The sequence below is a fragment of the Luteococcus struthionis genome, assembly GCF_048595755.1.
Taxonomy (GTDB): Bacteria; Actinomycetota; Actinomycetes; order Propionibacteriales; family Propionibacteriaceae; genus Luteococcus.
Genome location: NZ_CP184360.1, coordinates 1011627 through 1023430, shown reverse-complemented (window position 1 = coordinate 1023430; position 11804 = coordinate 1011627). Strand labels below are relative to the sequence as shown.

General features: G+C 67.4%; 11 protein-coding genes. 6 read left to right on the top strand and 5 right to left on the bottom strand.

Annotation, left to right across the window (positions count from 1 at the left end):
• The first annotated feature begins 11 nt into the window (after positions 1 to 11).
• The gene (locus tag ACOAMO_RS04715; protein WP_420176431.1) at positions 12 to 626 is read left to right on the top strand and encodes a TetR/AcrR family transcriptional regulator; all 615 of its coding nucleotides are present in this window, start codon (positions 12 to 14) and stop codon (positions 624 to 626) included.
• A gap of 72 nt (positions 627 to 698) precedes the next feature.
• Positions 699 to 1583: a phosphatidylinositol-specific phospholipase C domain-containing protein gene (locus ACOAMO_RS04710; RefSeq protein ID WP_420176430.1), complete on the top strand. Its 885-nt coding sequence runs from the start codon at positions 699 to 701 to the stop codon at positions 1581 to 1583.
• Between the two features lie 35 nt (positions 1584 to 1618).
• Here the strand turns inward: ACOAMO_RS04710 and ACOAMO_RS04705 are convergent, their stop codons facing one another.
• The 5 genes from ACOAMO_RS04705 to ACOAMO_RS04685 form a co-directional block, all read right to left on the bottom strand.
• The gene (locus tag ACOAMO_RS04705) at positions 1619 to 2467 is read right to left on the bottom strand and encodes a sugar phosphate isomerase/epimerase family protein (protein ID WP_420176429.1); all 849 of its coding nucleotides are present in this window, start codon (positions 2465 to 2467) and stop codon (positions 1619 to 1621) included.
• A gap of 1 nt (position 2468) precedes the next feature.
• Positions 2469 to 3635, bottom strand: coding sequence for a Gfo/Idh/MocA family protein (locus ACOAMO_RS04700; protein WP_420176428.1), 1167 nt, complete (start codon positions 3633 to 3635; stop codon positions 2469 to 2471).
• 138 nt (positions 3636 to 3773) lie between these two features.
• Entirely contained in the window at positions 3774 to 4811 is a 1038-nt protein-coding gene (locus ACOAMO_RS04695) for a Gfo/Idh/MocA family protein (protein ID WP_420176427.1), read from the bottom strand.
• On the bottom strand, positions 4808 to 5635 hold the full coding sequence (locus ACOAMO_RS04690; protein WP_420176426.1) for a sugar phosphate isomerase/epimerase family protein: 828 nt from the start codon (positions 5633 to 5635) through the stop codon (positions 4808 to 4810). Before ACOAMO_RS04690 ends, ACOAMO_RS04695 begins: the two co-directional genes overlap by 4 nt.
• Positions 5636 to 5783: 148 nt before the next feature.
• On the bottom strand, positions 5784 to 6926 hold the full coding sequence (locus ACOAMO_RS04685; RefSeq protein WP_420176425.1) for a metallophosphoesterase: 1143 nt from the start codon (positions 6924 to 6926) through the stop codon (positions 5784 to 5786).
• A gap of 118 nt (positions 6927 to 7044) precedes the next feature.
• Here ACOAMO_RS04685 and ACOAMO_RS04680 point away from each other — a divergent pair, with 118 nt between their 5' ends.
• The 4 genes from ACOAMO_RS04680 to ACOAMO_RS04665 all read left to right on the top strand — a co-directional run bounded on the left by ACOAMO_RS04680 (position 7045) and on the right by ACOAMO_RS04665 (position 11785).
• On the top strand, positions 7045 to 7965 hold the full coding sequence (locus ACOAMO_RS04680; protein ID WP_420176424.1) for an EamA family transporter: 921 nt from the start codon (positions 7045 to 7047) through the stop codon (positions 7963 to 7965).
• Between the two features lie 98 nt (positions 7966 to 8063).
• Positions 8064 to 8444, top strand: a complete 381-nt coding sequence (locus ACOAMO_RS04675; RefSeq protein ID WP_420176971.1) for a DUF6394 family protein — start codon at positions 8064 to 8066, stop codon at positions 8442 to 8444.
• 18 nt (positions 8445 to 8462) lie between these two features.
• A complete protein-coding gene (locus tag ACOAMO_RS04670; RefSeq protein WP_420176423.1) occupies positions 8463 to 10181 on the top strand; it encodes a potassium channel family protein in 1719 nt (572 codons plus the stop codon).
• A gap of 119 nt (positions 10182 to 10300) precedes the next feature.
• Entirely contained in the window at positions 10301 to 11785 is a 1485-nt protein-coding gene (locus tag ACOAMO_RS04665; protein ID WP_420176422.1) for a DUF1846 domain-containing protein, read from the top strand.
• Positions 11786 to 11804: the final 19 nt, after the last annotated feature.

The window sequence follows — 11804 nt, the reverse complement described above, 5'->3', positions numbered from 1 at the left end:
CCAGAGGACCCATGAGCATGCCCACCACCGCCCGCCGCGCCGCCACCCGTGAACGACTGGTGGGCGCGGCCATCGAGGTCATCGCCCGCAAGGGCGTGCTGGCGGCCAGCGTGGAGGAGATCTGCGAGGCCGCCGACTTCACCCGGGGGGCCTTCTACTCCAACTTCGCCTCCAAGGACGACCTGTGCGTGGCGGTGCTGGAATGGCTCGGCCAGCGCTACCTGGCGGCCGCCCGCAACGCGATCGCGCGCATGGATCCCACCCTCGACGTCGACGAGCGGATCACGCGCGCGGTCCAGCTGTTCATCACCACCTCTGGCACCAAGCCCGAATCGGCACTGGTGATGAGCGAGCTGCGTCTGCACGCCGCTCGGGAACCCGCCCTGCGCGATGCCTTCGCCGCCTACGAGAGCAGCGTCACCCCGATGTTCGGCGAATTGATCGGTGAAGGACTGCGCACCGCCGGGCTGCGGCTGACCATCCCGATGGACCAGGCCCTCTCGCTGCTGCATGCGGTGCACGACCAGACCACCCTGGACCAGTTGGTCCACGACGCCAGCCCCGATTCGCCACAGGCCACCGAGCTGCTCAGCCTGGTGCTGCGCGCCATGATCACCGCCGACTGACGTTTCGAGACGTTCAACCAGCCGTCACCCTGCGGCTTCGCTCCCGCCATCCATGGTCGCAATCGTTGATCCATGACCCAGCTGCGCGGCCTCGACGGGCACACGCCCGCCACCGTGCAGCCCGCCTTGCGGCCGCCCCGCGCTGGGTCCACCCGTCCCCTGGTGGAGAGCACCGAATGGATGGGCGCCCTCGACCCGTCGCTGCGGCTCGACGCGCTGACCATTCCCGGCACCCACAATTCCGGGGCCACCCGCGGAGGACGCTGGGTGGCCTGCCAGCACCACGGCATCCGCGACCAGCTCGAGGCCGGGGTGCGCTACCTCGACATCCGAGTGCGCCACCACCGCGGCAGTTTTCGCGTGCACCACAACCAGTTCTTCCAGGGGCTCACCCTGGACGACGTCCTGGAGACCTGCCGGGACTTCCTGCAGGGCCACCCCACCGAGAGCGTGCTGCTCTGCCTCACCCAAGAGTTCTCCCGCTCCGACGCCGCGGCCCTCGCCCGCACCTGGAGCCGCCTGCGGGCACGCTTTGCGGGGCTGGTGCGTGACTCCCGGCGGGTTCCGACGCTGGCGCAGGCCCGCGGTCACGTGGTGGTGGTCACCCGCAGCGCCGGCTTTGCCGGGCTCGACCACAGCGGCTGGCAGGTGAGCGACGACTGGCGCATCGATTCGGCTCGCCTGTGGGACAGCCGCAAGTGGCCCGGGGTCACCGACCACCTGCGTCGGGCACGCGCGGCTCGCGGCGACGGACGGATGTGGAGCTGCCATGCCTCGTCCAATGGCCTGTGGCTCACGCCCCTGCAGGCGGCCAATCGGCTGGAGCCCTTGCTGACCAGGCATTTCGACGAGCTGCCCGAACGTGGCGAGGGGCATCCGCCCGAGCGCAATGGCATCGTGCTGCTGGACTTCATCACCCCGCAGCAGACCAGACAGCTGTGGGGCCGCAACCTGTAGTCGCGGCCCCACGGGAGCTGGTCAGTGCACCCTGGTCAGTAACCGATGCCCTTGAGGTACTCGCGGGAGTCCTTGATGCAGTCGAAGGGATCGCGGCCGTAGGTCTCGTCCTGCTCGATGAAGAACCATTCGGCGCCCGCGTCGATCGCCGCGGGCAGCAGCTTGGGCCAGTTCATGTTGCCCTGACCCACCTCGGCGAACTGCGCCAGGTTGGTGAAGGCCTGCATGAACTCCGCCATCTTGCCCTCCTCGAGCAGGCCCATCGCCGACTCAGGCAGCGGCACCACGCGGAAGTCCTTGACGTGGATGATCTTGCACACGCCGGCGTACTGCTCCAGCATCTCCAGCGGGTTCATACCGCCGCGCTGCACCCAGTGCAGGTCCACCTCGAAGTTCACGCTGGGGGCGACGCGACGCACGATGTCGAAGATGCGCTCACCGTCGAACTGCGCCAGATCCACGTGGTGGTTGTGGTAGCACAGCGTGATGCCCTCGGCGGCCAGCTTCTGCGCCCAGCCCTCGCACTCGGCGGCCCACTCCTCGCAGGCCTGCTTCGAGGCCATCGCGGTGAAGGGCATCATGCCGATGCGCACGTAGTTGCAATCCAGCCGACGGCAATCGGCCACCACCTTGTCGAAGTGCTCCGTGAGGTTGTCGCCGGTGGCGACGGGCCCGGGCTTGAGCGCCACCGACAGGGCACCCACCTTCAACCCGAGTTCCTTGATGCCGCGCTCCAGCGCCGCCACGTTCTCCTCGTCCATCGGGATCTGGCTGACCTCCAGGCCCACCAGGTCGAGGGCTGCGATCTGCTCCAGGACCGGCCACATGCCCTGTTCGGCGACCTTGTCCTTGAGCATCATCATCTGCACGCCAAGCGTTGCCATGTCAGTTCCTCTCCTCGAACTTGCCCTCTTCGCGGATCCGCTTGTTGAGCTCGTCCAGGTAGCGGGCCTCGTCGAAGTCCTCCAGGCTGACCTCTTCACCGGTCCAGGCCGACAGGTGGATGCCGTTGGCCAGGCGCACGCCGTGGATGCCGTCGCCACCGGGAGCGATCAGCTCACCGCCGTTGAGCACGGCATCGGCGAAGTTCTTCATCACGTCGCAGTGCTGCTCGCCCCACACGGAGCCGTAGTCCTTGGTCTCGGTGCTGAGCTTGTCGGACAGGTCGAGCTCGCCCTTGAAGAGCTTGCCGACCTCCTCCATGCTCATGCCCTTGCTGAACTCCTGCTCGGGCTCGCGCAACCGGGTGATGGTGACCTGCTTGGAATTGTCGACGACCACCTTGCCCTTGTCACACAGGATCTCCAGACGGTCGGTGCCGGCGATGTCGTGGGTGCAGGTGATGAAGGTGCCGGTGGCGCCCTCACCGAAGTCGACCACGGCGGTCACCTCGTCCTCGACGGCGATGTCGCGCTTGAAACCGAAGCTGGCCTTGGCGAAGACGCTCTTCGGGACGCCGCAGATCCACTGCCACAGGTCGAGCTGGTGGGGAGCCTGGTTGACCAGGACGCCGCCGCCCTCGCCGCCCCAGGTGGCACGCCAGTCGGACTGCTCGTAGTAGCCCTGCGGACGCCACCAGGTGGTGATGATCCACGAGGTGTGGCGCAGGGCGCCCAGCTCGCCGGAGGCCAGCAGGTCCTTGAGGTCCTTGTAGAGCTGGTTGGTGCGCTGGTTGAAGAAGACGCCGAAGACCAGCTCGGGCTTGCTGGCGGCGTAGTCGATCAGTTCGCGGGCCTGCTTGGTGTAGACGCCCACCGGCTTCTCGACCAGGGCGTGGATGCCCTTCTCGAGGGCCTTGATGCCCATCTCGGGATGCAGGTAGTGCGGCACCGTGGTGACCACGGCGTCGACCGTGCCGGAGTCGAGCATCTCGACGTAGTCGGTGTAGAAGGGGACGCCCAGCTCCTCGGCACGGGCCTTCTTGCTCTCGTCGATGTCACAGATGGCACCGATGCTCATGTTGGGGACGCGGCCCTCGTCGATGAAGTTGGCATACATGCCACCCTCGGCGCCGAGGCCGATGATTCCGAGACGTACCTGCTGGTCAGTCATGTTCTACTCCTTGCCTTTGGAAAAGCTGCCTTTGGAAAAGCTGCCTTGGGAAAAGCTGCCTTGGGAAAAGCTGCTCGGGAAATACGTGCTCTGGGAAATACGTGCTGTGCGTGTCCTGGGTCGGATGGATGGAGCGGCTCACTGGTGGTGCGCGGTCTCCGGCCAGGTCTCTGCATAGATCGTCTTCAACATCCGCATCGACGGCATGGCCTCCTCGGCGCCGATCCAGAAGGGCACGGGATCGTCCAACCGGGAGTGGAAGTCCTCGATCAGTGCCTGGTGGGACATGCCCCAGTAGCTGCGGCCGCCGCTGGGCACCACGCGCTCGGCGATGTCCTTGCTGCGGCCGTCGCTGAAGCGCAGGTGGAGCCCATTGCGGATGGTCGCGGTGCCCTTGCTGCCGTAGACCTCGATCTCGACGGGCCGGTGCACGGCATTGGTCAGGCTGCCGACGAAGGTGGTGGTGACGGCGGGCTGGCCGGCGCTGGCGGGGTGGGTGAACATCGCATTGCAGCTGTCCTCCACCTCGATCACGTCGCCGTACTTGAGGGTGGCGGCCCGGCCATTGATCTGGGTGGGCTCCCCCAGGAACCACTGCACCAGGTCGAGGGTGTGCAGGGCCTGGTTGATCAGCAGACCGCCACCGGCCTCCTGCCACCGGCCACGCCACGGCTTGGACTGGTAGTAGTCGGGAGTGCGGGTCCACACGACGCTGGCATAGGCCCCCAGCACCTCTCCCAGCTCGCCGTCCTCCAGCACCTGCTTCATGGCCCGCGACGACTCGTTGTACCGGTTCTGCAGGCAGATGCCCAGACGGGAGGTGCTCGACTGGGAGGCCTCGACGATGCACTGCGCCGCGGTAAGGGTGTTGGCCAGGGGCTTCTCCTGGATCACGTGCACCCCGGCCACCAGCAGGTCACGGGTGATCTGGGCGTGCTGGTGGTGCGGGGTGGTGACGTGTACGACGTCAGGTTTCACCTTGGCCAGCAGGTCCTTGTGGCTGGCGAAACCCGGCACCCCCGGGGCCATGCGCTTGGCGCGCGCCAGCCCCTCGGGGTCGACGTCAACCACGCCCACCAGCTCGATGCCCAGCGCCTGGAAGGCCTCGAAGTGCACCAGCGAGACGTCTCCACACCCGACGATGGCCGCCGTCGTTGCCGGCCGCGAAATGCTCATCGGTATGCGATCCCCTCCGCCTCGAGCAGGCCTACGAGGGCGGTGTGGGCCTTGGTCCACAGCTCGGGGCCGCTCATGGCGCCGAACTCGGTGTAGTCACCCAGGTGGGGCTCGATCGACAGGAAACCGTCGTAGTCGGACTTCTTGAGCTCCCGCAGGATCTCGGGCACCTGGCCGTCGCCCTCGCCCACCGGAACCACGTCGGGCGTGTTGGCCACGGCGTCCTTGAGGTGCATGTAGGCCAGGTGCGGGCGGATCAGCGGGTAGGCCTCGTCGAGCGGCTTGATGCCGCACTGCACGTAGTTGGCCGGATCCAGGATGGCCTTGAGGTGGTCGGAACCCACCGACTCGATGACGTCCACGCAGCGACGCGGAATGTCACCGTAGATGTCCTTCTCGTTCTCGTGCAGCAGCGTGACGCCACCGGCCTCGGCCACCTCGGTGATGGCCTTCATCCGACGGATCACCTCGTCACGATGGCTGTCGGGGTCGTCGCCCTCGGGGATGAAGAAACTGAAGATGCGAATGTAGGGGGCCTCGAAGAAGTGCGCCACCTGCACGGCATGCTTCATGGCCTCCAGGTGGTCCTCGAAGTCGTCGGTGATCTTGATCTTGCCGATCGGGGAGCCGATCGAGCTCACCTTGATCCCGGCCTCGTCCAGCATCGCCTTGGCCTGCTCGCGCTGGCCCTGGTCGAGCAGCAGGATGTTCTGTCCCCAGGCGCTGCGGAACTCGATGTACTTGACGTCGAGCTTGTTGAGCAGGCTGAGTTGTTCGGCGAAGTCATCGGCGATCTCGTCGGCGAAACCGGTGAGGGTCCACATGGGCATTCTCCTGTCGTCGAGGCTGTGCCCAGGCGGCCCGGGCATCCTTACCCTGATGGCCCCACGCTAGGTGGCGGCACCGACAGTTTCGACCGGTTGCCACCAATTGCCCGCCCCGCCGTGGCAGGGCGGGCAACCAGCCGCCGGTTCAGGCCTCGGCGCGGATCAGGTTCACGTCGACGCTGAACTCGTCCTCGCTGCCGTCGTAGTCCCGGCCCAGTTTGGTGTCGTAGTCGCGGCTGCGGTGCGAGTCGAGCGAGGGCGAGTAGGTGTCCACGGTCAGCCGACCGCCGTCGACGTCCAACTGGAGCATCCGGATGAAGCCCGCATGCCCCTGCCCGTCACGGCCCGCTCGATAGGCCTGGTAGTCGGCCATCAGTTCCACCACCCGGTGGCCGGGACTGCCGGCATCATCACGCACATTGCGTCCCACGCCGTGCTCGTGGCCGGACAGCACCAGGAAGACATTGCGATTGGGGTCCACCACCCGGGAACGCACCCGCGCCCCGTCATCGCTGAGGGCCGCACCGTCACCGTCGGGTTCGGCACCGGGCTGGAGGTAGGCGTGGGTGGCCACCACGACGTTGTGCTCGGGGCGCTTGGCGATCTCCTCATTGGCCCAGGCCAGCGCAGCGTCACTGGGCTTGTAGCCCAGGTGGACGACGGCGAACCTGGTACCGCCTGCGGTGAACTCGTCGACGTGGTGCGAGTTGTCACCGGGCTGCCAGGGCCCCTGGTACCAGGGCGTGGCAGAGCGCTCGCTGGCCTGCTGGTAGCGCTGCGGACCGAAGAACTCGTTGTAGACCGACGGGTCGGCGCCCTTGTGGTTGTCGTGGTTGCCGGGCAGCACGCCATTGGGGATGCCGGCGTCGTCGAGGATCTGCTGCGCCTGGCTGGCCCGCGCGAACTCACCGCGGGCCAGGTTGGGCGTCTTGGCCCAGTAGGAGTCGATCAGGTCACCGGTGTGGGCGGCATAGGCGATCTTGCGGTGCTGGGCATTCTCGACGATCCACCGCGAGGTGCCGTCGTAGATGTCCTGGCAGCGCTGCCGCACCGAGGCGACCACGCCTCCGCCGTTGGCGCAGTAGGACAGGTACTGGGTGTCGGTGGTGTGGGCGATCGCGAGGTCATAGTCGGCGGGATCGGCGAAGCGGCCGTCGGGCGCGTGGGCGTCCTGGGCCTGAGCGGTGCCGATCGTGGTGGTGGCGAGGATCGCGGCAAGGGCCACGGTGGTCAGGGCTCGTGCGTCGGCAAGGACTCGTGGGATGGGCAGGGCTCGTGGGGTGGGCATGCGCGGCAGGCTAGGGATCGCGGACGACGACTCGTTGACACGGCAGTGACCAGCGGGTGACGTCATCGCGCGCCGTCGGAGGTGAGAATTGTCACGATGACGACTCTTGGAGGATCCGATGCCCCGACGTGACATGGGCCTGGCCATGCTGGTGGTGCTGGTCTGGGGCCTGAACTTCGTCGCGGCCAAGATCGCGATGGAGAGCCTTCCGGCCCTGCTCAGCGCGGCCCTGCGCTTCACCCTGGTGGCGCTGCCAGCGGTCTTCTTCGTGCCCCGGCCGGCGATGGGCCTGTGGCCGGTGATCGGCTCGGGCCTGACGATGGGCGCCTTGCAGTTCGGCCTGCTCTACACCGGCATGACGCTCGGGATGCCCGCCGGGCTGGCCTCCCTGGTGCTGCAGGTGCAGACGCTGTTCACCGTGGTGATCGCCGCCATGCTGCTGCGCGAAAGGCCCACCCGGGCACAGGTGGCCGGCATCGTGATCGGCCTGGCGGGCATGGCGGTGGTGGGTGCCCAGTACCTGGCGATGGCGCCCATCCTGCCCTTCCTGCTCACCGTGGCGGCGGCCGCCAGCTGGGCCTTCGGCAATGTGATCACGCGACGCCACCCGCCACGCAACGGCTTCAGCCTGGTGGTGTGGTCGGCCCTCGTGCCGCCCGTGCCCCTGTTGCTGGCCTCCTTCTGGCTGGAGGGCGGCCCCGCCAGCGCACTGCACGCGATCCAGCACGTCAGCCTGCGTTCCGCCTTCGGGCTGGCCTTCATCACCTATGGCGCCTCCATGCTGGGCTATGGCATCTGGAACCTGCTGCTGAGCAGGCATTCAGCGGCCACCGTGGCTCCGTGGTCGATGTTCGTCCCGGTGATCGGCGCCGTGGCGGCCTGGCTCTACGACGGGGAGCTCCCCACCCCGCTGGGCGTGCTGGGCGCCCTCATCACCGTCTTCGGCGTCTTGCTGGCCCTCGGCGTGGGCAACCGCCTGTTCCGGGCCCGCCACGACCGGCCGGACCCGACGCCGCACACCGAACCACCCGGCCTGTGACCCGGCCGCCACGGCGATGCCAGCGGCACCGACGGCAAGACCGCAGGTGCCCGATGTCGAGATCCGTCCCCACCGGGATATAGCGTGGGCCCGTGAACATGGAGAAAGTGGTCTTCGGATTCTTCGTCCTGCTCGCCGCCACGCTGAACTTCGGCTTCTTCATTGGCGACATGGGCGATCCGAAGCTGCACAACATCTACGAGCTCTACGCCGCCGTGGTGGTGAACCTGATCGCCACCGTGCTCAAGTTCGGCGACCGCACCCAGATCGGCGCCATCCACCTGGCCACCTCGCTGGTGGCGGTGATCCAGCTGGTCTCCGCCTCGGGCTTCTACATCTTCGCCACGCAGGTCTCGGCGCGTGGCCTGGACGTGCACGCCATGTCGTCGGTGGTCTCCCTCTCGGGTGGCGCCCTGCTGGCCAACATGGTCTCGCTGGTGCTGCTGGTCATCGAAACCGCCTCGTACCGCCGCCGCTGACCCGGCACCCACCCGCCGATGCCGCCCCTGGTCACTCGCCCCTGGATGTCCACCCGTCGCCTGCGACGGGTGGAGGTGGACGTACCCACCGACGTTCCCTCCACCGAGGCGATCTTCCTGGTGCTGCGCCGGATGCGCTTCCCATTGGTGGTGCTGATCTGCATCTTCGCCATCAGCGTGCTCGGCCTGAGCCTGATCCCCGGTGTCGACGACGAGGGCAAACAGTGGCGCATGACGCTGTTCGACTCGTTCTACTTCATCAGCTACACCGCCATGACCATCGGTTTCGGCGAGCTGAACTACACCTTCACCGCGGCCCAGCGCATGTGGGTCACGGCCACCATCTACGCCTCGGTGACCGGCTGGACCTATGTCTTCGGCTCCCTGGTCTCGCTGCTGCAGGAGCCGGCCTTTCGTCGAGCGGTCAACCTGCAGCGCTTCCGCAGCCGGGTCAAGGGCATCCACGAACCCTTCCTGCTGCTCGTCGGCTACGGACAGGCCGGCCGCACCCTGGCCAATGCGCTCGACCACGCGGGGCGACGCATCGTCGTGGTGGACGAGGACGCCGATCGCATCGACGTGCTGACCACCGACCAGTTGGCCGGTGACGTGCCCGCCATCGCCGGCGACCCCCGCAACCCGGCCCAGCTGGGCCTGGCGGGCATGGGCCATCCGCTGTGCGAGGGCATCATCGCGATGACCGCCGACGACGAGACCAACCTGGCCGTGGTGATGGCCGCAGACCTGCTGCGCCCCGACGTCCCGGTGATCACCCGCTGCTCCGAGCGGACCAACATGGCGCGGATGCTGGACTTCACGCCCCAGGCGGTCATCAACCCCTTCGACCGCTACGGCGCCTACCTGGTGACTGCGCTGCACCGCCCCGCCACCTACCAGCTCAGCTCCTGGCTGATGAGCGAGCCCGGCACGGAGATGCCGCCGCTGCACGACGAGCTGGCCAGTGGCCGCTGGATGATCAGCGCCGATGACCGCTTCGGCCACGAGGTGGCACTCGACCTGCGCAAGGCCGGCCTCGAGGTGGAGGAGGTCTCCCCGGCCGACGGCATGCCCGACTTCACCGGCATCGTCGGCTTCGTGGCGGGTGTGGAGTCGGACACCACCAACCTCTCGATGGCGGCCCACGCCCGGCTGGTCAATCCCGACATCTACCTCTCCGTGCGCCAGAAGTCGATCCACACCACGAGCCTGCTGCGCGCCTTCGAACCCGACAGCGTCTTCATCGCCACAGACCTGGTGGCCCTGGAGATCCTGGCCAGGCTGGAATCCCCGCTGTACTGGGGTTTCGTCGAGCACGTGCAGGGGCTGGACAATGATGCGGCCCTGGACCTGCGCACCCGCATCACGGCCCGCCTGGACGAGTGGTGCCCGATCTCCAAGCTGATCCCCCTCACCCCGCACCAGGCCCCGGCGGTGTGCCGCTGGCTCGACCGCGGCGAACAGGTGACCATCGCCGACCTGCTGCGCGATCCCGATGACCGCGAGCAGGCCATCAGCGCCTTCGCCTACCTGCACAAGCGCGGCAGCCGCATCACCTACGAGCCCTCCTTGGACACCGTGCTTCGGCGTGGCGACGAGGTGGGGTTGTTGACCCGCACCCGAGGGCTGGCGCAGCTCAACGACACCCTCTACGCCGACGCGGCGATCGAGTACGTCTGCTCCGGCCGCGAGGTTCCACGCACCTGGGCCTGGCGCGTACTGAGCCGCCACCGCAAGTGAGACGCTCCTGCCCCATCGCCGGCGTCACATCCTCAACATGGCCGGGCCACACACCGGAAACATGACCGCAACACCAGCTGGGTATGCTCCACGAGTTGTACGCAGCGACAGGGGATGACATGCACAAGATCGGCTTCGACCGCGACCTCTATCTGGAACTCCAGTCCCAGCACATCGACCAGCGGCGCAGGCAGTTCGGCGGCAAGCTCTACCTGGAGTTCGGCGGCAAGCTCTTCGACGACATGCACGCCTCGCGCGTCCTGCCGGGCTTCACCCCCGACAACAAGATCGAGATGCTGTCCACCATGGCCGACGAGGCCGAGGTGGTGATGGTGGTCTCCGCCAAGGACCTCACCAAGGTGCGCGCAGACCTGGGCATCTCCTACGAGGACGACGTGCTGCGCCTCATCGACGCCTTCCGGGACTACGGGCTGCTGGTGGCCAGCGTGGTGATGAGTCAGTGGAGCGAGGACAACCGCGGAGCCAAGGCCTTCCGCCGCAAGCTGGAACGCCTCGGCCTGAAGGTCTACCGCCACCACGTCATCAAGGGCTACCCCAATGACGTCGCGCACGTGGTCAGCGACCAGGGCTACGGCAAGAACGAGTACGTGGAGACCGAACGCGACCTGGTCGTGGTCACCGCGCCCGGGCCCGGCAGCGGCAAGATGGCCACCTGCCTCAGCCAGCTCTACCACGACCACAAGCGTGGAATCCCGTCCGGCTACGCCAAGTACGAGACCTTCCCGATCTGGAACCTGCCGCTGGACCATCCGGTCAATGTCGCCTACGAGGCCGCCACGGCAGACCTCGACGACGTGAACATGATCGACCCCTTCCACCTGGCCGCCTATGGCGAGCAGACGGTCAACTACAACCGGGACGTGGAGGTCTTCCCCGTCCTCAACCGCCTGTTCGAGCAGTTGCTGGGCCAGTCGCCCTACAAGTCGCCCACCGACATGGGGGTGAACATGGTCGGCAAGGCGATCGTCGACGACGAGGTGTGCCGTGAGGCCTCCCGCCAGGAGGTCATCCGACGCTGGTACAAGGCGCTGGTGCAGGAGCGCCGCGACGAGCTGGAGCCCACCCAGAGCGACCGGATCGCCCTGCTGATGAGCCAGTTGGGCGTCGAGAGCACCGACCGGCCCGTCGTGAAGCCGGCGCTCGACCTGGAGAAGAAGACCAAGGCGCCCGCCGCGGCCATCGAGCTGGCCGACGGCAGCATCGTCGTGGGCAAGACCTCGCCGCTGCTGGGCGCCTGCTCGGCGATGCTGCTCAACGCGTTGAAGCAGCTGGCCGGGATCGATCCCCGCATCAACCTGCTGGCGCCCGAGAGCATCGAGCCCATCCAGACCCTCAAGACCGAGCACCTGGGCAGCCGCAATCCGCGGCTGCACACCGACGAGGTGCTGATCGCGCTGAGCGTCAGCGCCACCAGCGACCCGAATGCCCGGCTGGCGCTGGACAAGATCGCAGACCTTCGCGGGTGCGACGTCCACACCACCACCATCCTGGGCAGCGTCGACGAGGGCATCTTCCGCAACCTCGGCGTGCAGGTGACCAGCGAGCCGGTCTTCCAGTCCAAGAGCCTCTACCGCAAGCGCTGAGCCAGGACGCTTCCGGCGG